The following is a 20823-nucleotide window of genomic DNA, read 5'->3' as shown; positions in this document are numbered from 1 at the left end:
TGATCTTTGGCCTGGCGCTTTTACTGACAGGAATGCTATGAAAGTGGAAATGAGGTCATTTGTATTATTAGCGCACGGAGGTGAACAGTGATCGAACTTGAACTGAGAAAATTGAGATGCTCACTATGGAGTGTATAAATACAAAGTATAAGTTGTACATTCCGACGTGATGTTGCGCTTAGGTTTTCAATTAAAGTATATGGTGTTAATAAATACTAACCTCAGGAAAAACTATTATTATTTGATGTTCAATAAACAGGATAAATATTCCTGCAGTCTGGTTGGTCAACTTACTGAACGTGGCATAAAACACTCTGCTTTAGTCAGCAAAAGATCATAAAAATCTTTGGCGCATTGTGACAGTTGGCGTTCTTTATCTGTTACCAGATAGATACCGCGCTGTAACGATAAATCACGGAATGGGACGATAGCAATGTCCTTATGTTGGAACTGAAACAACGTCAATCCCGTGACGATACTAACGCCATAGTTAGCCGCTACTAATCCCATCATGGTTGTCAACTGACGCACTTCCAGCACATAGTTAAAACTGTGTGGCGTCATCAGTTGATCAGTGTACTGGCGGATGCTGGTCCCTTGAGAGAATCCAACAAATGTGTATTGTGCAACTTCTGAAACATCTACATTCTGTCGTTGTGCCAGCGGATGAGTTCTGTGGCAAATAAGAAAAAAATCATCAGCAAACAGCATACGTGACCTAAAGGTTCCTGGAGAAGGTTGACCGGCCATCAACGCCAGATCAGCGTGTTTGTCCAGAATTGCTTTCAGGCAGCGATCCCATTGTGTATCCAGTAGTTCCACTTTAATATCAGGATGTTCATGGTGATGTTGAGCCAGCACCTGTGGCAACCATTCCACGGCCATAGACGGTAATAACGCGAGCACAATTTTGCCTTTATAACCAGTGGCATAAGTTCTAATTTCATTTTCTGCATCGTCATGGGATTGAATTAGTCGTCGCGCAACTTCGATAAAATGAATACCGTTGGCATTTAATTGCACCTTGCGGGTATCACGATCGAATAAGCGATAACCAATTTCGTCTTCAAGAGTAGCGATCAGTGCGCTAAAAGCAGGCTGTGAAAGGTTTATTTTATGCGCTGCACGAGTAAAACTTTGAGTTTCCGTTAAGGTAATGAATGCCCGTAATTGTCTAATGGATAAATTCATAACACCTCTATCTGAAATCAAACCTTCAACATTGTCGGATATTAAAATACTCATTTACTGCAAGTAACTTATTATGTTTTTATGATCGGTGCCTCATTTATTAAATCTTACTTGTCAGCAAGATGGAAGAGATAAAGATGATATTTTCAACACATGTCACATCCACGGAAGGTCAATAAGCGTAATTTTCTTCATGATTACACATAAAAAACATTTAGTTACCTATCCATATGAAATGCTTTACTAGTTATCTGTTTGACAAATAAAATGCATGCATTTTTATTTCAAATAAATCTATTCTGATTATGAGTTAGTCTGTTGTCATTCTGGATGGTAAAAAAGATCAGCCAACAATATCTGTTCTGGGATATGCGTTGATTCTGGTTTGTTATGAAAACGATATTTACTTACATCTTATTTAAATAAACGCAACAATCAACGGCGCAACGGTAATAAATAGAATAGAGAGGAGTGCTTTATGTTAGCGTTAATCGGTGTGCTTACCATTGCCACCCTTTTATTTTTCATCATGACCAAAAGAATGTCCCCTTTGGTAGCATTAATTGTCATTCCGATTGTCGGTGCATTGCTGGCAGGTTGTGGTACCGACACAGCAAAATATGTCGTTGATGGTATAACCAAACTGGCACCTATGGCAGCCATGTTTGTGTTTGCCATTTGTTTTTTTGGTGTGGTTACGGATGCGGGAATGTTTGATCCTATTATTCGCGGTATTTTGCGCATGGTAGGTACCAGCCCAGTTAGAATTATCATTGGTACCGGCGTTTTGGCTTTACTGGCTCACCTGGATGGTAATGGTGCGGTTACCTTCCTGATCACCATACCGGCCATGTTACCTCTGTTCAATAAACTGGGCATTGATAAGCGTATTCTGGTCGGCATCACTGCATTAAGCGCAGGTGTTAATTTTCTGCCCTGGACTGGCCCGATGATTCGCGCTTCTGCTGCGCTGAATATCTCCACCCACGATCTGTTCATTCCACTGATTCCGGCTCAGATTTGCGGTTTGGTCTTTATGGTGCTGATGGGCTACTACTGGGGTAAAAAAGAGGAAAAACGCCTCTGTCTGGCGAGGGGGAATTTACCTGATAGAGGCACTGCATCATTTAACGTACAAGAACATGTGAAGGAATTGACTGACGAGGAGAAAGCCTTACGTCGTCCGCATATGTTCTGGATTAACATCGTGTTAGTTTTGTGCGTGATTGGCACTATGGTGTTTACGAAGATATCCCCCACAGTCGCTTTTATGGTCGCACTGACCGTGGCGCTGATAGTGAACTACCCTAATGTAGAAATGCAGAAGGCGCGTATTAATGCTCACGCCAAAGCCGCATTGATGATGGCCAGTATCCTGTTCGCCGCAGGTGCTTTCACTGGCATCATGGGCGGTGCCGGGATGCTTAAAGCGATGTCCGAAGCGGCCGTTGGTTTTGTCCCGCCCTCACTGGCTTCTCATATTCCATTCGTTGTTGGTCTGATATCCATGCCACTCAGCCTGGTATTTGATCCGGACTCATATTACTTCGGCATCATGCCCGTGATCGCACACACCAGCGAAATGCTTGGCGTACCTGCCATCCAGGTTGCGCAGGCATCTGTATTGGGGCAAATGACGACTGGCTTTCCCGTTAGCCCGTTGACGCCAGCCACCTTCCTGCTGGTTAGCCTGGCGGGCGTCGATTTAGCCGATCACCAGAAATTCTCAATTCCCGTGCTCTGGGCGGCTAGTGTCGTCATGACAATTGCCTGCGTCATCTTTGGTGTCTTCCCTCTTTAGTCAACCTCGTCGACAACGACATCGATATAAGAGTTGTTTTAAATACAGAAGGTAATGCTATGAAAACTATCCGTATAGGTTCCGGTGCAGGCTATGCCGGAGATCGCATCGAGCCCGCGCTTGAATTGGCTCAGAAAGGCGATATTCAGTATCTCGTTTTTGAATGTTTGGCTGAACGAACTATTGCTATTGGCCAAAAACACAAAAAGCAGAACCCGGAGATGGGTTACAACGAACTGTTGGCAGACAGAATGTATGCGATATTACCGACCTGCCTGGAAAAAGGTATCAAAATAATTACCAATATGGGTTCTGCAAACCCAACAGCGGCCGGAAAGCGTGTATTGGAAATCGCCCGGGAGTTAGGCGCGAAGCAGTTGAAAATCGCGGTGATTACTGGTGATGATGTTCATCCTGTGCTGATTCAAACCGATGCGATACTGGATGATATTGGAAAACCCGTATCATCATGTGGGAAAGAGATTCTCTCCGCTAACGCCTATATGGGCGCCGATGCAATGGTGCAAGCCCTGCGTGACGGCGCAGATATTATCATTGCTGGACGCGTCTCCGATCCGTCCTTGTTCCTGGCTCCGATGATGTATGAATTTAACTGGGCAGCGGACGACTGGGAACATCTGGGCAAGGGTACTTGTTTAGGACATTTGCTTGAATGCGCCGGACAGATTACCGGCGGCTATTATGCTGATCCGGGTTTCAAAGACATTCCGCATCTTGAACGCTTGGGTTTCCCTGTTGCGGAGATCGATGAAAATGGTGACGCGATTATCACTAAGGTGCAAGGCTCCGGTGGTCGTGTATGTGTTGATACCTGCAAGGAGCAGATGTTGTATGAAATCCACCGTCCCGACAGTTATATCACGCCGGATGTGGTTGCCGATTTCACTGCTGTTACTTTTACCCAGGTGGGTGAAGATTGTGTACGTGTTCAGGGAGCCACTGGCCGAGCCAGGACCGATACTTTGAAAGTATCGGTCGGTTATCTGGATGGCTTTATCGGAGAAGGCGAAATATCGTACGCTGGCCCAGGTGCTGTGGCACGTGGTCGTCTGGCGCTGGATGTCGTTAAAGGCCGTTTCGAGCTTTGCGGCTTTGTACCATCTGAAGTACGTTTCGATCTTATCGGCATCGATGCTTTGCACGGTACCCGACTCTCTCAGAGCAGCGAACCATATGAAGTGCGCGCCCGCGTTGCGGCACGTTGCGCCACACGTGCTGAAGCGGTGAAAGTGGGTAACGAGGTCGAGACGTTGTATACCAACGGTCCGGCAGGCGGCGGCGGTGTGAATAAAGGCGTCAAAGAGATCCTGGCAATGGATTCCACACTACTAGCCCGCGATCGGGTTACCCCGATGATTAATTACCTGGAGATTAACTCATGAAACTGCGTGAAATCGCCCACTCCCGAACTGGTGATAAAGGCAATACCTCAAATATTTCGCTGATTGCTTACCGCACGGAAGATTATGAGAAAATTAAGAAAGCTATTACGGCTGAGAAAGTGAAAGCCTGGTTTGCCGATATTGTCACTGGCGACGTGGTGCGTTATGAATTGCCTGCGATTGGTGCGTTGAACTTTGTAATGTACGGTGCATTGGGGGGCGGCGTAACTCGCTCTCTGGCGCTGGATATGCATGGTAAAGGGCTGAGCGCTGCTATCCTTGATATGGATATTTGATACCCGCGATATCCGATCGCTGACAATGATATCTATACCCTAAATAATTCGAATTGCATAAAGGCGGCAAACGAGCGAGTCCCCAGTCACTTACTGAAGTAAGTGACTGGGTGAGTGAACGCAGTCAACGTACATGCAGCTTAAAGTATGACGGGTATATGGCACGCAATAAATGAATTAATATGGGCAGGTTTTCCTGCTTATATTAGGAAGTCATTATATCGGAAAGTACGTTGAAATTGTTGCCCGCTTTTGGTGAGGCAGCGTATTGTCCGTGTGAAGGAGTGACTAAATAATGAAAACCAAAATTATTGATGCGGGTTATTTCCATTCTTGCTTAAAGGATGGAATGACCATTATGTTCGGTGGCTTTATGGGTGTAGGTACTCCGGAATTATTAGTGCAGGAAATTATTAAATCCGGTGTCACCCATTTAACCCTGATAGGTAATGATACCGCTTTTCCCGATACCGGCGTTGGCCCATTAATAGCTAACGGTCAGGTAAAGAAAATCATCGTGTCACATATCGGGACTAACCCAGAGACGGGTAAGCGTATGCTCGCTGGTGAAGTGGATGTTGAGCTGGTGCCTCAAGGAACGCTTGCCGAGCGTATACGTTGTGGCGGCGCTGGGCTTGGTGGTTTTCTTACCCCAACTGGAGTGGGTACTGTAGTCGAAGAAAATAAACAGAAAATTACCATTAATAACACCACATACTTATTAGAGTTACCTTTACGTGCCGACCTGGCACTCATTCAGGCAAGCATCTCTGATACCAGTGGAAACCTTGTTTATCATCTCACTGCTCGTAATTTTAATCCTCTTATTGCTCTTGCTGCAAATACTGTAATTGCACAATGCGAGCAGGTTATTCCTGTCGGTCAATTAGCGCCGGAATGTATTGTGACGCCAGCAGCACTCGTTGATCATATATACATGGAGGAATATTAATGGACGCAAAATCGATTATTGCACGCCGCGTTGCCATGGAGTTAAAAGATGGGGATGTTGTCAATTTAGGGATCGGTTTACCCACTAAAGTGGCGAACTACGTACCAAATAATATTGAAGTCACCTTCCAGTCGGAAAATGGTTTTCTCGGTTTAGGTGCCACCACTGAAATCAATACTAATCTGGTCAATGCTGGTGGACAGCCTTGCGGCATGGTTCCGGGCGCAGCCATGTTTGATAGTGCATTTTCCTTTGCATTGATCCGTGGTGGTCATGTGGATGTATGCGTCCTCGGTGGCTTACAGGTGGACGAGCATGCCAACCTGGCTAATTGGGTTGTACCTGGAAAAATGATACCGGGCATGGGAGGAGCCATGGATCTGGTAGTGGGGGCCAGGAAAGTGATAATCGCACTTGAGCACTGCGCGAAGAATGGTACCCCGAAGCTACTGCACAAATGCACTTATCCGCTTACGGCGGTCAACAGAGTTAGCATGGTCATCACTGAACTGGCGGTATTTGAATTTATTGACCAACAAATGGTGCTGCGTGAAATTAGCCCGGAAATCACTCTTGACGAACTACGCCAGAAAACAGAAGCCAGGTTCATCCTCTCCGACAATCTGCAACTGTTAAAAGTCCACTGAGGAGAAAATGATGAATTTGAATAATTCTGTCGTTATTGTTAATGCCAAACGTACTGCTATTGGTAAATTTGCTGGTAGCCTGGCAAATATCCCAGCGGTGGAACTGGCTGCTGCCACGATTAAGGATGGGCTGTCGGCACTGCCTCAAGGTCTGCAGATCGACGAAGTTATCCTGGGTAACGTACTGAATGCCGGGCTGGGGCAAAATCCGGCGCACCAGGCGAGCCAGGCGGCAGGGCTTGGGTTTGAAACTCCCTCATTTACGGTTGGTAAAGTGTGTGGTTCTGGCCTGAAGGCCGTGGCCCTTGGGGCCCAGTCCATTGCCGCTGGTGATAATCAGGTTTGCATTACTGGTGGTATGGAAAACATGAGCGCCGCCCCTTACCTGTTGAAAAAAGCGCGCCAGGGATACCGTATGGGCGATGGAAAACTGGTGGATTCGATGATAACGGATGGCCTGTGGTGCGCCTTCAATGATTATCATATGGGCATCACGGCGGAGAACATTGCTAAACGCTACGGCTTTACTCGTGCCGATCAGGACAGCGTTGCGCTGGTATCGCAGCAAAAAGCTATTGTTGCACAGACCAGCGGTCGTTTCGCTGCCGAAATTACGCCCGTTACGTTGCGTATGAAGAAAGAAACCCGCTGGTTCAGCAAAGATGAGTTCCCGCGTGCCGATACCACGCTGGACTCACTTAGCACGCTGCGCCCGGCCTTTCTGCCCGACGGAACCGTAACTGCAGGAAATGCTTCCGGTATTAACGATGCGGCAGCTACCCTGATCCTGATGCGTGAATCCGAAGCGCGTCAACAGGGGATAGCGCCATTCGCTCGTATCCTCAGTTGGGCTTCTGCAGGGGTGCCAGGCGAAGTGATGGGGCTGGGGCCGATTCCCGCTACTCAGAAAGCGCTGCTGAAAGCGGGCCTGACAATACAAGACATTGATTTAATCGAAGCTAACGAAGCGTTTGCCGCTCAATATCTGGCGGTACAACGCGAGCTGGGGTTAGATCCGGAGAAGGTTAATGTTAACGGCGGTGCTATTGCATTGGGCCATCCGATCGGAGCCAGCGGCGCGCGCATTCTGGTGACGTTGATCCACGCGCTACATAGCTACGATAAAACGTTGGGCCTGGCAACGCTATGTATTGGTGGCGGTCAGGGTATTGCAATGATTGTGGAACGCCTTTAAAGCAGTAGATGAATATATCCAGTATATAACCATGAGCGCACCCGTCTGAATTTAACCTGCCTGGGTTCAATTAAATACCGGACTCAAACAGGTTAATTACCTGACGCAGACTGTCTGACGTTATCAGTATCGTTCAAATCTGGCGCGAATATCAGCGCCCGTTTGCACGTGATGGAACAAGTGGGCGCTGGCTCGCCAGCATCATCGCCAGTGACATTATGTATAGCCAGAATCTATATCCGCACAGGTTCCGCTTGGATGAGCGCGCACTCAGGTCGTCAGCGCCCGCTGCGCATCGCGAAAAGCGTTATGCAATAGTCGCCACATATGATGGGCTGCGGGTGAAAACCGACGGTCGGAGTTGCGTAATAAGTGGCATTGGGCGCTACTGGCGATAGGATGGTCGATGGGGATCGCGGTCAGTATGCCATGGGCGATGGCTTCCCGGGCGGCATATTCGGTCATAAACGAGATCCCCAGACCAGCCTGGCTCAGGCTCATGGCGGTTGAAAAGAGGTTACAGCGATAAGCGGGATGAAACTGTAGTCCGGCGGTTTTAAACATGGCGTTCATATGGCGCTGGAGACCGAAGCTTTCGGTTAGCGCGATCAGGCGATATTGGGTTAACTCGTCAATCGTGACGATAGACTGCGTCGCTATGGGATGCTGCGGAGATACGACCGCGCAGATAGGCCCCCACTGAAAGCTGTGGCGTTTCAGCTCCGGGTTGCCGATGGGGCCGAAGGCCACTGCCATATCCGCTTCGCCGCTGGCGATATCATTAAGCATCTCCTGCATGCTGCTGACGATAATATCGACGAACACGTTCGGCCAGGATTGAGAGAAGGTGCTCATCACCGATTCAATAAAGGTGGTGACCAGTCCTCCGCCAATCCTCACCGATATACTCCCGCCGCGCATGTGGCGTAAATCCTTTAGATGGCTTTCCAGTTTTTCTCGTCGCTGGCGGCTTTCGCAGTAATCCTCCGCCAGCAGACGCCCCGCTTCGGTAAGCACGACATTGCGCCCCCGGCGCTCCAGCAAAGGCAGTTCCAGCGCTCGCTCCAGTTGTGCTATCTGGCGGCTAATGACCGACGGATTGATCCCCAGAATATCGGCTGCCCGCCGAATACCTCCCTGAATACCGACTTCATACAGATAGCTCATGGGCTTCTCGTGTAACATCGTTTCTCACTCCTTTGTTGACCTAAAGTCAACAATAACACCCTTTAGCAGGCATTTATCATCCTGTCTGGTTATAGATAATCGTTATTCGGACAAAAAACAGGAATGGAGGAAAATGCGGGGCGGATAAAACAGCGATACTAATCAGATAACCCAATTATGGGTGCTGATGAATAAGGTATTTATATAAAATAAATAAGATGAATAAGGTTTTGGTATGTCTGCCAGCCTCTTTTAAAAAAGGAAAGCCTTAGTTATCTATGGATGTTATTTCGTCAAAATAATAAGCCAGAAGAATAATAAATTGACAATATTGCACATTACATACAATCGGACAGATATTCCATGATGTGAGAGGATTGGGTATGAGTGAAAATAAAACGTTGGAATGTTCCTCCAACGATACAACAAATGAATGGAAAGTAGGGCCTGGCGCCTGGATTTCGCTGGTAATCGTATTATTGGTTTTCTCAGGGTTATTTTTTAAAGTTGAAGGGATGGCCTGGTTGGGGGCTTTTGACTTCACCACGCTTGGCGGCGCATTTGGGACCATGAAAACGCCAGAAACCAACTCTTTTATCGGCAGTGGTGGGATCAGCGCGAAGGCCGGGTTTTTATTTGCCCTGTCACTGGTACCGACGGTAATGCTGGCGCTGGGGCTGCTGGAAATATTTACTCACTACGGCGCGATCCGCGCGGCGCATAAGCTGCTGACACCGCTATTACGTCCGCTGTTGGGTATTCCGGGGTACACCGGTCTGGCCTTAATTACCGATCTACAGAGCACCGATGCCGGTGCGGCGTTAACGAAAGAGTTGTATGACAGCAAAAAAATTAACCGCAAAGATGTGGTGATTATGGGGGCCTGGCAATATTCCGGCGCGGGCCTGATTAATAACTATTTCTCTATTGGTTCGGCGCTGTTCGCATCGTTAACGATCCCCATTATTATCCCGCTGCTTTTAATGTTTGTCCTGAAATTTGTTGGCGCAGTAATCGTCCGTATGGTTTTGAATACTGCCTATAAAGGAGATTTTGACAATGAGTAATTCGGCAAAAGTCGCCAGTAATCCGTTCGATATTTTTGTTATTGGCGCACGGAAAGGATTTAATATCGCCATCAACAATCTGATGCCGAATGTATTAATGGCCTACGTCATTGCCGAAATGCTTAACTTGCTCGGCGTGATGCAGATAATAGGCCATCTTTGCGCGCCGCTGATGGGGCTGTTTGGCCTGCCTGGCGAAGCGATTACCGTTCTGCTGACCTCCTGGCTTTCCGCTTCCGCGGGGACCGGTGTGGCGGTGAGCCTGCTGAGCAAAGGTACCCTCAATGTGACAGATATCACTATCCTGATCCCGGCGATTTTTCTGATGGGCTCGCAGCTCCAGTACATGGGACGGCTGCTCGGGGTGGCGGATGTACCGAAAAAATATTGGCCGCTGCTGATGGCGGTGAGCATTATCAACGCCGTTATCGCCATGCTGGTCATGCGCGTGATTGCATAATAAAAGACAAGGAGTAAAACGTGTCGCGAACTTTAGAGCATTTCAATTATTTGCATCAAATTCCGGAATTGGGCTTTGAGGAGTACAAAACGTCGGCTTATATCGGCGATGCGCTGGAAGCTGCGGGTTTTCAGGTTTCCCGCAACGTTGGCGGCACCACCGGCATTGTTGCGCAACTGGATAGCGGCAAACCGGGGCCGGTAGTGGCGCTGCGGGCAGATATGGATGCGCTGGGCCATATTATCGGTGGTCGTTTAGAGGCCCGCCATACCTGCGGCCATGACGGGCACTCTTCGGTGGTGTTGACCGCTGCCGAAGAGATCCTCGCTGAAGGTCTGGTGAAGCGTGGGACGTTAAAAATACTTTTCCAGCCAGCTGAAGAACTGGGAACCGGGGCGATAGCGCTGACGGAAGCGGGCGTTCTGGATGATGTGGAGATGTTGTTTGGTTTCCATCTCAGGCCGCTGGAAGAGTGTCCAAAAGGGAAGGCGGTTCCGGCGATGTACTACTCCGCTTCCGCGACGGTAATGGTTGATTTCCACGGTAAAGCCGCGCATGCAGCCCGTCCTCATCTGGGCATTAACGCGCTGGATGCCGCGTCGCATGCTGTGCAGGCGGTAAACGGTATCCACCTGGCGCCTTCGCTGACCTGGAGTGCGAAAGCTACACGTTTTCTTTGCGATGCGGGAGTGACGAATTCTGTTCCGGCTAAAGCGCACGTGTGCTGGGATCTGCGGAGCGCGGAAAATGACGGGATGGCAATGCTGAAAGAGCGCGTAGTCAGGGCGATAGAGAGCAGCGCGGCAGCTTACGGCGCCACAGTGGATATCAGGATCGTCAAAGAGATGCCTGCCGCCATTATTAATGAAGAGGCTACGGCCATTGTCAGCCAGGCGATTCGGGAAACGTTTGGCGATGCGGGCTTAACGGAAGCGAAGAGCACGCCGGGTAGCGAAGATTTTTTCCACTATCTGCGTTTGCGCCCGGAAGTGAAAGGCGGGTTCTGGGGACTGGGCTGTAACCTGGTGCCGGGTCTGCATCACCCGGAGATGCATTTCGATCGCGAATCGCTGGCGGATGGCGTGCGGGTGTTTAAATCTTGCATTCGTCAGGTGCTGGGTTAAGGGAAGCATCCGGCGATTGCGCGCGCATTTTTTCTGCTGGTAGGGTCATGGCCCTATCCTGAAGACAAAACCGTAAAATTCGGCGGTCCGCGTAAACAACGCGCCGCCGACTCATTCCGCATTGTGCGCTCTGCTGCAATGTGCGGGATGTTCTTAAGATCCCTCATGTTCATTGCGGGAAGCGGGTCAGTAGCTGGTAGTTATCCCCGGTGACACAAAATATTGCTTCCGTTTCGCCGGGGATTACCCACTGCTGCTGCTCTCCCGCCTTACAGCTCAGATAAATACAGAGTCCGCAGCCGCCGCGTAGCTGGCGGGGAATATCCTTTACCCGAAAATGCATTTCTGCGGCCTGCAGGGCTTTGCGCATCCTCACCACGCCTACCGTGGAATGAAATAAAAACAGATATTCCGTCATTTGCGACTCCTCTGGCGTAGACCAATCAGCGCCGCACCGATAGCCCCGGCAAACTGAGCGTCGGGGTGGGTATGCACCGCCATGCCGATGTGCCCCTCCAGCATTCGTGCGAATGCCGTGCAATGGCTGACGCCGCCGGTAAACAGCAGTGGACCATGCGCCGAAAGGCGGCCAATAAAATGGGCGCTGCGCCGGGCCATGGCATTGATGACCCCGGCAAGGATCGCCTCTGGCTGCACCCCTGCAGAACGCAGGCTGATGGCCTCGGATTCGGCAAATACCGTGCACATGCTGGTCATCTCATGCGGCTCAATACCCGCGGTGATGCTGTCCAGTTGCTCGACGCTGGCGCCCAGCGTGCGCGAGATCACCTCCAGGAAGCGACCGGTACCCGCCGCGCATTTGTCATTCATCAGAAAGTCGGTCAGATTACCGTCGTCATCCAGTTGGATAACCTTACTGTCCTGGCCGCCAATATCGATGATCGTGCGGGTGGCGGGGGCCAGCAGGCGAGCCCCCAGTCCATGGCAGGAGATTTCGGTGACCTGCTTATCGGCAAAATCCACTAACTGGCGACCATAGCCGGTTAAGGTTAAAAACGGGCGTTCGCTTAACCCGGCACAGAGCGTTTCCCAGGCTTCGACGATGGCGTCGGCGGGGCGAAACGGCGTTGGGCTAAGAAAACGGCGCTGAATGATGCCGTTTTCAAGCAGGATGCCCTTTGTGGCGGTGGAACCGGAATCAATTCCTACGCAAACACTCATGCTTACTCCTCGAGCATTTCAACAAAGGCTGCGACACGCGTGCTGAGCTGGCCGATATCCGCCGTTGAATAGTCGGTCTCGATAGCGATATAGGGAATGTTGTGCTGCTGGCGCACGTGACGTTTAATCGCCAGCGATTCCACCGCGTAGGTATGGCAGGCCTGCAAAATGACATCCACCACGCCATCGGCCTGATACTCGTCAATCATCTGGCTGAGCAGGGTTAAGCGCTGATCATTCGGTGAGATGCAGGAGCAGCCGATGGCGAGATATTTGTCGGTCAGGGCGTCGTAAACGTCGCCGTTCTCCTCCACACAGCGTTCGGTGGCTTTGGCGCCGGTGCAGTTTTCAAAGCCCACCACCCAACCACCGTTCTCTTCAATAGCGCGGACGACTTTTTCCGCCGCGCCGCCAATCGGGCAGCCGGTGATCAGAATACGTGGCCGCGCTTCCAGCCGTTTACCCTCGTGCCACTCCTGGCGAACCCGTTCAGCCATGTTATTGAGTTCATCAATCAACGCCTCTTTATCGAAGCGGAATGTCGCGCCGTAGACCACTTTTAAGATATCGCTGCCGCTGAGCGCGGGAGGATTGAGTTGCCCGACGCGATAGAAATTCGCCAGCGCCCGGCGTTCACGATTCTTGAGGATAATCGCCTCGCGCAGTGCGGCTTCGGTGATCGGCGTGCCAAAACGCGCCTCAACCACCTGCTGCAGGCGCAGAATTTCCGCTTTCCACAGCGCTCTTGAGGCCGCGTCGTTGGCGCTATTGGGCAGTTGCATAATGTGCACCGCCTTAAACTCGGCCATGTATTCGTACATTTTCTTTTTGCCGTCGCAGGTGGTTTCACCCACCACGAGGTCGGAAAAGTAGAAGTAGGGACATTTGTCGGTTTTGCCAAAGCCGTAGCTGCTTTTTATCAGCGGACAGAGATTGCGCGGCAGATCTTTTTCCGCCTCTTCAATCGTTTCGTCAGAGGTTGAGCACAGCGAAACGACTACCGCACCTGCGGCCAGCGGGATCTCTTGTGGCATAAAGGTGCAGTAGGTACCAACCAGCGGAATATGGTGTTCTTTAAGCTCCATGACCGTGAGAAATCCCTTCTGGCGGGCTGCAGAGAACTGGTCAAAGATGGCGGGTAGATCGGTGATAAGTGACATGGTTTTCCTTCCCCGTACACGGGAGATGATGAAAGAAGCCACATTATAACCCTGCAAACACTACGTATTTATTGATCTCCCGCTAATAGATCTTTTTCAGATCCATCTCTTCCTGGATTCGATCGCTCCAGGCAAGGTGAGTGCTAATCGCCGCATCAATCCCGGCATTGTAAAACGTTGGGCCCAGTTCTTTAGTGATAAAGTCGATAAAGAATTCGGCATCAAATTGCTGCAGTTCCAGTTCAAAATTATCTTCGCAGTATTTACATAACTTTTCGCGCAGCAAATCGCGTTGCGCCAGGCTGAGATCGATATCGTTCATTACATTCCTTAATAAATATTGTTACCGTTAGACAGAATTCAAAATTATATCCGATATTAATGATTAACTTGCCCGAAAGCGCGATGTTTTTCCTCATCAGGAAGATATTGATAAAATATGTCAGAGTATAGAACATGATCTGGATCAAATTTCATCGGATTAAATGGAAATAATCAATATTTCTCATAACATCATGAATTTAAATGGGATAGTATCATCTCGCCAGTGTTAGCAACATTTAGTTGCGTTCGCCTTTTTTCAGCATAGTAATATCTATCTGAATATTCTCTGGCCTGATTCTGGATTATCAGGCTGACGGAATTTATCTATATCCGTCATATTTCAAGTTGCTTATGCGTTGACGACGCGCGTTATTCGGTCCGTTCAGGGCTGCTGCAGGCAGCGTTCAAATCTGTTTCTGGCAGATTTGTCTCCCGAATCACTTACTTGTGTAAGCTCATCGGGACACTCTTGCTTGCCGCATGGCCGGTCTTCGGTATCGTGTTTCGGAGTCGGCGTATGCGCGTTCAAAACGGTTATCGTTTGTCCTGCAACTCGAATTATTGAGGGTATATAAGTACATTTTGACAGCGATTCATTTATCATGGGTGAAGGATGAAGCTCGTAAAACTGAATATGAATGTTTTTGACGCTGCCCTGATGCGCTTAGATTGGGTATTTGATACCTTTGATCGGGTGTGTTTATCTTTTTCCGGCGGCAAAGATTCAACGGTATTATTTCATTTGGCTGCCGCCGTCGCGCGGAAAAAAGGGAAGACATTTGCGGTATTGTTTGTTGACTGGGAAGCGCAGTATTTATTAACCATTCAACATGTACAAAATATGAAAGACCGTTATCAGGACGTCGTGAGTCGGTTCTACTGGGTGGCGCTGCCTATGACAACGGTGAGCGGCGTATCGCAACATGAGCCCGAATGGGTTGCCTGGCGTCCAGGGGTGGAATGGGTGAGACAACCGCCTCATGATGCCATCACGGATGCGGCCTTCTTTCCTTTTTATCAGCCAGAAATGACATTCGAATCCTTTGTCCCGGCTTTTGCGCACTGGCTGGCCGCAGGCAAAAGTCTCGCCTCGCTGATCGGTATTCGTACCGACGAGTCGCTGCATCGCTATATGGCGCTAACCTCATCGACGAAACTGCGCTTTGAGGAGGATAAACCCTGGACGACGGCCTCGCCGGAAGGGTTTAGCTACACCTGCTATCCCCTCTATGACTGGCGGACCCGCGATATCTGGATTTTTAATCACAAGTCGAAACTGCCCTACAATCCACTTTATGATCTGATGTATCGTGCTGGCGTGCCATTGAAGAATATGCGCGTATGCGAACCTTTTGGCCCTGAGCAGCGTCGTGGGCTATGGCTCTATCATATTCTGGAACCTGATACGTGGGAGCGCATGTGCCGTCGGGTATGCGGGGCGCACAGCGGCGCGATTTACGCCAATACCAGCGGCGATTACTTTGCGCTGAAGACGAAAATCCGCAAGCCGCCGCACTATAGCTGGCGCGAGTATGCGCTCTTTTTGCTCGATAGCATGCCGGAAAAAACGGCCGAGCATTACCGGAATAAAATCGCGATTTATCTGCGCTGGTACCAGACCCGCGGTTTCCCCGATGATATTCCCGATGAGCAGGAAAAAGATCTCGGCTATCGTGATATTCCCTCATGGCGTCGTATCTGCAAAACGCTACTGAAAAATGATTTCTGGTGTCGGATGCTTTCATTCAGTCCGACGCAGCCTAAGCACTATGAACGGTACTGTCGGCTTATGGGTAACAAACGCAAAGAATGGAGAGTGTTGTGATATCACCGGATGTGGCTAAAACAGTGATTGAATATCTGCAATCGTTTGATGACCTTGATATGAAAATCAAGGCAATAAACGAGCTAAAGAGCCTGATTCATCAGCACAGTCCGTTTCGCCGTGAACCGGTGGACTGCGTTCTTTGGGTGAAGGCGCAAACGGTAGAGGCGAATGACTATAATCCAAACGTGATGGCGAGTGTGGAAAAGCAGCTTCTGGAGCGCTCCATCGAGCTGGATGGTTTTACGCAACCGGTCGTGGTGGCTCGCCAGCAGCAGCGTCATCTGGTTGTGGACGGTTTTCATCGCCATCTGATTGGCCAGCGTCGTCCACAACTGAGCCGACGCCTGCATGGTTATCTTCCGGTGACGCTGATCAATGCCGAACGAGAGGGAGAGAAAGAGCGTATTGCTGCGACCATTCGCCATAATCGCGCCAGGGGCAAACATCAGATCGCGGCGATGTCGGATATTGTGCGCGATTTACACCGTCAGGGGTGGGACGATCGGCGCATTGGCGAAGAGCTGGGTATGGATGCCGACGAGGTGCTGCGCCTCAAACAGATCAGCGGCCTGACGGAACTGTTTGCCGATGAGAACTTTAGCGAGGCCTGGACCGTGGAGTAGCGTTTCTCTACTCCTGCGTCTCCTGCATCGGCGTTGCATCCGGCAACTTGCGCATCCGGTTCAGCAATCCTGCCAGACAGAAAGCGGCTGCTATCCCTGCCGCGACGCCCAGGATGTGAAAAGGCAGTCTGCCGCCATTAAACCACAGCCAGCGTGCTGCTTCGATGGAGAGTGCGCTGACGCTGAGGATCACAATGTTCAGCGAAGCGGAAACGGTGCCTTTTGGCAGATCGTTAGAGAACAGGGTAAAGCGGAACAGCGTCGGGAAAATCAGCCCAATGCCAAAAGCATAGAAGCAGGTGCCCAGCACTGACCACAGCCAGATGTGCGGCCAAAGCAGATTGCCGGCGATCAGTAGCGTCAGTCCGGTCATTTGAATGGGTACTGCACGCCAGATAAAGCGTGGATGGGCCGGATCTTTTACCCAGCGCGCCACTGACAGACTGGCGATAATCACTGAGCTGAATATGGGGACCTGAGTCCAGGCAAACGCTGCGGAGCTCAACCCGCCGTCATCAATCAGAATAACCGGTGAAACCGCAACCCAGCTCATCAGCGGGATATAGCTGAGCGAGATCGTGGCGGCGCCGAACAGAAAGATTCGGTTGCGAAACGCGTCGCGGAAGTCGCGGACGACGCCGCTGACGCTAAAGGCAACGTCGCCGCGTCGTATGGTTTCCGGCATATTCAGCAATAGCCCCAGCCAGGCGATAAATCCCATCGTGGCAATAATACCGAACAGCGTTTTCCAGTGGATGAAATGCATCAGCGCGGCGCCGGAGAGCGGGCCGATAATCGGGGCGATCAGCACGGTGGAGGTAATAATGGCCATTAGCTTGATCGATTTCGTCTCGCTGAACGCCTCCTGCACGGTGACGTAACCGACTGTAGCGATAAAACAGATGCTGGTGCCCTGGATAAAACGTGTTGCGAGGAATTGCGTCATCGAGGTGGTAAACATCGTCGCGCAGCAGGCAAGGGTAAAAATCAGCGCGCCGGTAAGCAGCACCGGCCGACGACCGACGCGGTCCGATAGCGGTCCGAGCAGCCACTGCAGTATCATTCCGCCAGCCATATACAGGCTAACCGATGCGGGCGCCAGCGCCACATCGGCGTCAAAATCATGCACGACGTGAATGATGCCGGGCTGGATAAGATCGGTGGTCAGGTAAGCGGCGAAATCATACAGGATCAGCGCCACAGGAAAGAACAGCGTGGCGGAATGCCGGGCGAAAAAACGAGTCATTCCTTGCAACATCAGTGGGCTCCTTGTCGAGTCTCTGTACATTTTATCGCCCGGCTCTGGCGTAATCCACCGCCTGACAGAAATGCGAGCACGGTCTGTAATACTGGTTGGTCATCGGGCTATCAAAACGCACAGCGTTTTGTTCAGGTACGGCCGGGAGGCAAAATGACCAGTGAAATAACCCCGGTGGGATAGGTTCTGAACCGGCGCATGCTATTTCAGCAGTTCACACGGCAACAAATTTAGGGTCAATAGAAATATCCATATTTTTTAATATGTTAATTATCTTTATGATAAAAAGATATTAAAAACAATCTATTACGTCATATATGAAGATGCAGCAGCGACGGAATTTGTGAAAATAGCCACAATACCAGGCCGATAGTACCGCCAACCAGCGTGCCGTTGATGCGGATAAACTGCAGATCCTTGCCAATGTTCAGTTCGATTTGCCGTGACATGTCGCGTGAGTCCCAGCTTTTTACCGTATCGCTAATATGGCGTGTCAGGAACGTCGCAAATTCTGGCGCAACCCGATGCGCCGCCTGCTCAAGATGCTCGCTCAGTGATTCACGCAGCGCTTTATCATGGAGCAGCGTTTCACCAAACCATTGTCCGGCGTCGGCAATGCGCTGCTTAATACGTGAATGCTCGTGATTGACGTCGCGTTTGATCCAGCCGCGCAGGTCGGCCCATACCTCTCCAAGGTAACGATTAAAGGTTTCATCGTTTTTCAGATATGCCTTAATATGATCCGCTTTTTCCGCCATCTGCGGATCGGACTTAAGGTTGTCGATCAACGTCAACGTGGCGCGATCGAAGGCCTTGCGGATCTGATGGGCCCGATCCTGGCTGACTTCGTCAAGTAGCGTATTGACCGCATCGGTGACCATTTCCGCGCTGTGCTCGCCCAGCCATTCGGTGGGTAACAGTCTGGCCTTTAGCGGATGTTCGGTCTTCAGCCAGTGTACGATCCCGCGGGAGATAAATGCCCGTGAACTGTCGCGTTGTAGCAGGGCGATCAACTGGCTAATGAGCGAATCCAGCAGTTTCTGGTGGCGGTTATCGCGGGTCAGCCCTTCGAGCATCATGGCGCTGGTTTGGGTTAAATCAACCTTATCAATCGCCTTATGCACCGCCCGACGCAGCAGACGTTGAATTCGCGCATCATCGGTCAGTTCCAGAAAGCCGCTCATCACTTGCAGCAGATGCTGACCAATCCTGCGAGCGTTTTCCGGCTGGCTGAGCCAGTTGCCGAGCATTAGCGCCGGTTGATAGCGGCGGATTAGCGCCACCAGCGACGGCGTGTCGAGAAATTTTTCCTGCACGAAATGGCCGAGATTGTCCGCAATACGATTCTTATTGCGCGGGATAATGGCTGTATGCCGTGACACAAACGGCAGCGGAATGCGGCGAAATAGCGCCACTACCGCAAACCAGTCCGCCAGCGCGCCAACCATCGCCGCTTCGGAAATAGCCTTCAGCGCACCGACCCACGGAGCCGGCGGCAGCACGAGAGTAGTGATAAAAATAGCGGCTGCGATCAGCAGCAGCAATAACGCCAGTCGTTTGGCGCGTTTCAGGTCAGCGATTTTATTCATAGGGTTAAGCATATAACCTGACGGCGAACAGGTGCAAAAACTGCCACACGATCCAGCAACCAAAAGCCATCAGGATGCCACCGGCTACCTGCTCAATTCGCCAGACGACGGCGGAAAGGCGGCGTTGCACCGACGTGAGTGCCATTAGGGATACCAGTAACAGATCCCACAGCAACACGACGCCGGTCATCCAGACTCCGCTCACCACTTGTTGCAACATCGTGACATTTGGGCCAAGTAGCGAGGTCATCAGCGCGAGGTAAAACAGGGCGTTTTTGGGATTGAGCAGTGAGGAACCGAGCCCCAGAAGCAGTTGTTTTAGCTGCGACGGGCGTGAAGCCGGCGCGCCGCGTAAATCCAGCATTGTCGGGCGACTGCGTACAAGCAAACTGCCAATCCACAGCAAATACGCCGCACCCAGCAGTTCAATCAGCGTAAAAAGCAGGGGGTGCTGGCGCAGAATTTCCCAGCCGATAATCGCCAGCATGATATAGAGGCCATTACCGGCAGCAATACCGACGCACAGCCCGGCGCTGCCGCGCAGCCGATAGCGGATGGCGTAGCCCACCAGCAGGAAAAAATCAGGCCCTGGGCTTAACAAGGCAACAAAATGAGAGAGCGCGAGCGCCGGAAAGGCAGAGGGAAAGAGCGTAGTAAGTGTGTTCATAGCAACCTCAGTAATAAACTGAGGCCACCCTACGCCTGCGCGAACGTTAATTATTGTCTGATATTGATCGGCCCTGTGCGTACTGACGCGGCGTGGCGGCGGTATAGCTGACAAAGGTCTTATGGAAGTGACTCTGGTCGGCAAACCCGGCCTGATAGCCGACGTCGGCAATATTATCTCCGGCGCGCAGGCGCGTTTTGGCGAATTCAATACGCGCTATATTCAGAAAACTGGCAGGAGTCAGGCCAGTATCCTGCTTAAAGACGCGGATCAGCGTCTCTTTGCGCAGGGCGAACTCATCGGCGAGGTTATCCAGCGTAGGCGGAGCCTGCAGGCTTGTTCCCAGACGGTTAAACAGCCGTGAGCTGGTTTGGCTGAGCGCCAGAGGCGCGAGCGGGCGCAGAGGTAGGCACTGAAGTAATCGGGCTATGTTTGCGGGGAGCGTCGCGGTTTGTTGTTGTTTCATCTGGTCCACGATCTGCAGATACTGCGTGAAGAGCCCGCGGTCATGTATTACCGGCTGAGATGTCGCCAACTGGCACTGAGGAGGAATATTCACCAGCTGTTGTCGGCACCAGTTTAAATCGAGGTAAAGCATATGGTAACTGCGCGGCTGATCGTTACGCGGGTTGCAGCTGTGGGGCGTTTGCGCAGGGATGAGAATCAGATCGCCAGTACGCAGTAGATACTCCTGTCCGTTGCAGATACAGCGCGTTTCCCCTTCAATAATCGCCCCGAGAGAGAGTTGTGGGTGATGGTGGCATTTATAGGCCTGGCGGCTGCGCCAGGTGCTGCGCAGCTCCAGCCAGGGAAGCTGCTCGTTGCGCCAGAAGGTTTGCGGAATATCACGGGGTTGCGTCATGGTGCGCTCGTGTTGGCAAGGGATGGT

General features: G+C 50.9%; 21 protein-coding genes. 11 read left to right on the top strand and 10 right to left on the bottom strand.

The window, feature by feature from the left end:
* Nucleotides 1–285: 285 nt before the first annotated feature.
* Nucleotides 286–1191 (bottom strand): LysR family transcriptional regulator, encoded by a 906-nt coding sequence (locus tag FN037_RS20485; protein WP_142503069.1) that lies wholly within the window; start codon nucleotides 1189–1191, stop codon nucleotides 286–288.
* A 478-nt stretch (nucleotides 1192–1669) separates the two neighbouring features.
* On the opposite strand from FN037_RS20485, the gene FN037_RS20480 reads away from it, so the two are divergent.
* The 6 genes from FN037_RS20480 to FN037_RS20455 all read left to right on the top strand — a co-directional run bounded on the left by FN037_RS20480 (nucleotide 1670) and on the right by FN037_RS20455 (nucleotide 7485).
* Nucleotides 1670–2992, top strand: a complete 1323-nt coding sequence (locus FN037_RS20480; protein WP_142503068.1) for a CitMHS family transporter — start codon at nucleotides 1670–1672, stop codon at nucleotides 2990–2992.
* Between the two features lie 59 nt (nucleotides 2993–3051).
* Nucleotides 3052–4395: an acyclic terpene utilization AtuA family protein gene (locus FN037_RS20475; RefSeq protein WP_142503067.1), complete on the top strand. Its 1344-nt coding sequence runs from the start codon at nucleotides 3052–3054 to the stop codon at nucleotides 4393–4395.
* On the top strand, nucleotides 4392–4691 hold the full coding sequence (locus FN037_RS20470; protein WP_142503066.1) for a hypothetical protein: 300 nt from the start codon (nucleotides 4392–4394) through the stop codon (nucleotides 4689–4691). The genes FN037_RS20475 and FN037_RS20470 overlap by 4 nt, the downstream gene beginning before the upstream one ends.
* Before the next feature lie 295 nt (nucleotides 4692–4986).
* A complete protein-coding gene (atoD, locus tag FN037_RS20465; protein WP_142503065.1) occupies nucleotides 4987–5643 on the top strand; it encodes an acetate CoA-transferase subunit alpha in 657 nt (218 codons plus the stop codon).
* Nucleotides 5643–6290, top strand: coding sequence for a 3-oxoacid CoA-transferase subunit B (locus FN037_RS20460; RefSeq protein ID WP_142503064.1), 648 nt, complete (start codon nucleotides 5643–5645; stop codon nucleotides 6288–6290). Before atoD ends, FN037_RS20460 begins: the two co-directional genes overlap by 1 nt.
* A gap of 10 nt (nucleotides 6291–6300) precedes the next feature.
* Nucleotides 6301–7485 (top strand): acetyl-CoA C-acetyltransferase, encoded by a 1185-nt coding sequence (locus FN037_RS20455; RefSeq protein ID WP_185929289.1) that lies wholly within the window; start codon nucleotides 6301–6303, stop codon nucleotides 7483–7485.
* Between the two features lie 270 nt (nucleotides 7486–7755).
* On the opposite strand, the gene FN037_RS20450 is transcribed toward FN037_RS20455, so the two are convergent.
* Entirely contained in the window at nucleotides 7756–8670 is a 915-nt protein-coding gene (locus tag FN037_RS20450) for a LysR substrate-binding domain-containing protein (protein WP_138361799.1), read from the bottom strand.
* Nucleotides 8671–9035: 365 nt separating this feature from the next.
* Here FN037_RS20450 and FN037_RS20445 point away from each other — a divergent pair, with 365 nt between their 5' ends.
* Genes FN037_RS20445 through FN037_RS20435 form a run of 3 tightly spaced genes read left to right on the top strand, consistent with a single transcriptional unit; the run spans nucleotide 9036 to nucleotide 11303 of the window.
* Nucleotides 9036–9719: a nucleoside recognition domain-containing protein gene (locus tag FN037_RS20445; RefSeq protein ID WP_138361800.1), complete on the top strand. Its 684-nt coding sequence runs from the start codon at nucleotides 9036–9038 to the stop codon at nucleotides 9717–9719.
* The gene (locus FN037_RS20440; protein ID WP_138361801.1) at nucleotides 9712–10179 is read left to right on the top strand and encodes a YjiG family protein; all 468 of its coding nucleotides are present in this window, start codon (nucleotides 9712–9714) and stop codon (nucleotides 10177–10179) included. Before FN037_RS20445 ends, FN037_RS20440 begins: the two co-directional genes overlap by 8 nt.
* A 20-nt stretch (nucleotides 10180–10199) precedes the next feature.
* On the top strand, nucleotides 10200–11303 hold the full coding sequence (locus FN037_RS20435) for a M20 peptidase aminoacylase family protein (RefSeq protein ID WP_138361802.1): 1104 nt from the start codon (nucleotides 10200–10202) through the stop codon (nucleotides 11301–11303).
* Nucleotides 11304–11472: 169 nt separating this feature from the next.
* On the opposite strand, the gene FN037_RS20430 is transcribed toward FN037_RS20435, so the two are convergent.
* The 4 genes from FN037_RS20430 to FN037_RS20415 all read right to left on the bottom strand — a co-directional run bounded on the left by FN037_RS20430 (nucleotide 11473) and on the right by FN037_RS20415 (nucleotide 13967).
* Complete coding sequence (locus FN037_RS20430; RefSeq protein WP_138361803.1) at nucleotides 11473–11721, bottom strand: DUF3343 domain-containing protein; 249 nt, start codon at nucleotides 11719–11721, stop codon at nucleotides 11473–11475.
* Nucleotides 11718–12485, bottom strand: a complete 768-nt coding sequence (gene yjiL, locus FN037_RS20425; RefSeq protein ID WP_142503063.1) for a putative 2-hydroxyacyl-CoA dehydratase activator YjiL — start codon at nucleotides 12483–12485, stop codon at nucleotides 11718–11720. The genes FN037_RS20430 and yjiL overlap by 4 nt, the downstream gene beginning before the upstream one ends.
* Before the next feature lie 2 nt (nucleotides 12486–12487).
* The gene (locus tag FN037_RS20420; protein ID WP_138361805.1) at nucleotides 12488–13645 is read right to left on the bottom strand and encodes a double-cubane-cluster-containing anaerobic reductase; all 1158 of its coding nucleotides are present in this window, start codon (nucleotides 13643–13645) and stop codon (nucleotides 12488–12490) included.
* Between the two features lie 82 nt (nucleotides 13646–13727).
* Nucleotides 13728–13967 carry a DUF2164 domain-containing protein gene (locus tag FN037_RS20415; protein WP_138361806.1) on the bottom strand — a complete coding sequence of 80 codons (240 nt, stop codon included), beginning with the start codon at nucleotides 13965–13967 and terminating at the stop codon, nucleotides 13728–13730.
* Between the two features lie 615 nt (nucleotides 13968–14582).
* Here FN037_RS20415 and FN037_RS20410 point away from each other — a divergent pair.
* Both FN037_RS20410 and FN037_RS20405 read left to right on the top strand, forming a co-directional pair.
* Complete coding sequence (locus FN037_RS20410) at nucleotides 14583–15794, top strand: phosphoadenosine phosphosulfate reductase (RefSeq protein WP_138361807.1); 1212 nt, start codon at nucleotides 14583–14585, stop codon at nucleotides 15792–15794.
* Nucleotides 15794–16420, top strand: a complete 627-nt coding sequence (locus FN037_RS20405) for an IbrB-like domain-containing protein (RefSeq protein ID WP_138362049.1) — start codon at nucleotides 15794–15796, stop codon at nucleotides 16418–16420. The genes FN037_RS20410 and FN037_RS20405 overlap by 1 nt, the downstream gene beginning before the upstream one ends.
* Before the next feature lie 7 nt (nucleotides 16421–16427).
* On the opposite strand, the gene mdtM is transcribed toward FN037_RS20405, so the two are convergent.
* From mdtM to FN037_RS20385, 4 genes are all read right to left on the bottom strand, one after another.
* Nucleotides 16428–17678: a multidrug efflux MFS transporter MdtM gene (gene mdtM, locus FN037_RS20400; RefSeq protein WP_142503062.1), complete on the bottom strand. Its 1251-nt coding sequence runs from the start codon at nucleotides 17676–17678 to the stop codon at nucleotides 16428–16430.
* A gap of 311 nt (nucleotides 17679–17989) precedes the next feature.
* Nucleotides 17990–19279: a DUF445 domain-containing protein gene (locus FN037_RS20395; protein WP_138361809.1), complete on the bottom strand. Its 1290-nt coding sequence runs from the start codon at nucleotides 19277–19279 to the stop codon at nucleotides 17990–17992.
* Nucleotides 19272–19934 (bottom strand): LysE family translocator, encoded by a 663-nt coding sequence (locus tag FN037_RS20390; protein ID WP_142503061.1) that lies wholly within the window; start codon nucleotides 19932–19934, stop codon nucleotides 19272–19274. The genes FN037_RS20395 and FN037_RS20390 overlap by 8 nt, the downstream gene beginning before the upstream one ends.
* Nucleotides 19935–19980: 46 nt before the next feature.
* Nucleotides 19981–20796 carry an AraC family transcriptional regulator gene (locus tag FN037_RS20385; RefSeq protein ID WP_142503060.1) on the bottom strand — a complete coding sequence of 272 codons (816 nt, stop codon included), beginning with the start codon at nucleotides 20794–20796 and terminating at the stop codon, nucleotides 19981–19983.
* Nucleotides 20797–20823: the final 27 nt, after the last annotated feature.

The sequence above is a fragment of the Klebsiella sp. 2680 genome (assembly GCF_900198535.1).
GTDB classification, from domain to species: Bacteria; Pseudomonadota; Gammaproteobacteria; order Enterobacterales; family Enterobacteriaceae; genus Klebsiella; species Klebsiella indica.
This window is presented reverse-complemented; position numbering and strand designations above follow the sequence as displayed.

What these genes read in the sequence shown, in the direction of transcription:
- FN037_RS20415 (WP_138361806.1), bottom strand. Translation starts at nt 13,967, where the DNA reads ATGAACGATATCGATCTCAGCCTGGCGCAACGCGATTTGCTGCGCGAA.
- FN037_RS20485 (WP_142503069.1), bottom strand. Translation starts at nt 1,191, where the DNA reads ATGAATTTATCCATTAGACAATTACGGGCATTCATTACCTTAACGGAA.
- FN037_RS20385 (WP_142503060.1), bottom strand. Translation starts at nt 20,796, where the DNA reads ATGACGCAACCCCGTGATATTCCGCAAACCTTCTGGCGCAACGAGCAG.
- FN037_RS20395 (WP_138361809.1), bottom strand. Translation starts at nt 19,279, where the DNA reads ATGCTTAACCCTATGAATAAAATCGCTGACCTGAAACGCGCCAAACGA.
- mdtM (WP_142503062.1), bottom strand. Translation starts at nt 17,678, where the DNA reads ATGTTGCAAGGAATGACTCGTTTTTTCGCCCGGCATTCCGCCACGCTG.
- FN037_RS20440 (WP_138361801.1), top strand. Translation starts at nt 9,712, where the DNA reads ATGAGTAATTCGGCAAAAGTCGCCAGTAATCCGTTCGATATTTTTGTT.
- FN037_RS20450 (WP_138361799.1), bottom strand. Translation starts at nt 8,670, where the DNA reads ATGTTACACGAGAAGCCCATGAGCTATCTGTATGAAGTCGGTATTCAG.
- FN037_RS20480 (WP_142503068.1), top strand. Translation starts at nt 1,670, where the DNA reads ATGTTAGCGTTAATCGGTGTGCTTACCATTGCCACCCTTTTATTTTTC.
- FN037_RS20460 (WP_142503064.1), top strand. Translation starts at nt 5,643, where the DNA reads ATGGACGCAAAATCGATTATTGCACGCCGCGTTGCCATGGAGTTAAAA.
- FN037_RS20470 (WP_142503066.1), top strand. Translation starts at nt 4,392, where the DNA reads ATGAAACTGCGTGAAATCGCCCACTCCCGAACTGGTGATAAAGGCAAT.
- FN037_RS20410 (WP_138361807.1), top strand. Translation starts at nt 14,583, where the DNA reads ATGAAGCTCGTAAAACTGAATATGAATGTTTTTGACGCTGCCCTGATG.
- FN037_RS20390 (WP_142503061.1), bottom strand. Translation starts at nt 19,934, where the DNA reads ATGAACACACTTACTACGCTCTTTCCCTCTGCCTTTCCGGCGCTCGCG.
- FN037_RS20420 (WP_138361805.1), bottom strand. Translation starts at nt 13,645, where the DNA reads ATGTCACTTATCACCGATCTACCCGCCATCTTTGACCAGTTCTCTGCA.
- FN037_RS20445 (WP_138361800.1), top strand. Translation starts at nt 9,036, where the DNA reads ATGAGTGAAAATAAAACGTTGGAATGTTCCTCCAACGATACAACAAAT.
- yjiL (WP_142503063.1), bottom strand. Translation starts at nt 12,485, where the DNA reads ATGAGTGTTTGCGTAGGAATTGATTCCGGTTCCACCGCCACAAAGGGC.
- FN037_RS20475 (WP_142503067.1), top strand. Translation starts at nt 3,052, where the DNA reads ATGAAAACTATCCGTATAGGTTCCGGTGCAGGCTATGCCGGAGATCGC.
- FN037_RS20430 (WP_138361803.1), bottom strand. Translation starts at nt 11,721, where the DNA reads ATGACGGAATATCTGTTTTTATTTCATTCCACGGTAGGCGTGGTGAGG.
- FN037_RS20455 (WP_185929289.1), top strand. Translation starts at nt 6,301, where the DNA reads ATGAATTTGAATAATTCTGTCGTTATTGTTAATGCCAAACGTACTGCT.
- atoD (WP_142503065.1), top strand. Translation starts at nt 4,987, where the DNA reads ATGAAAACCAAAATTATTGATGCGGGTTATTTCCATTCTTGCTTAAAG.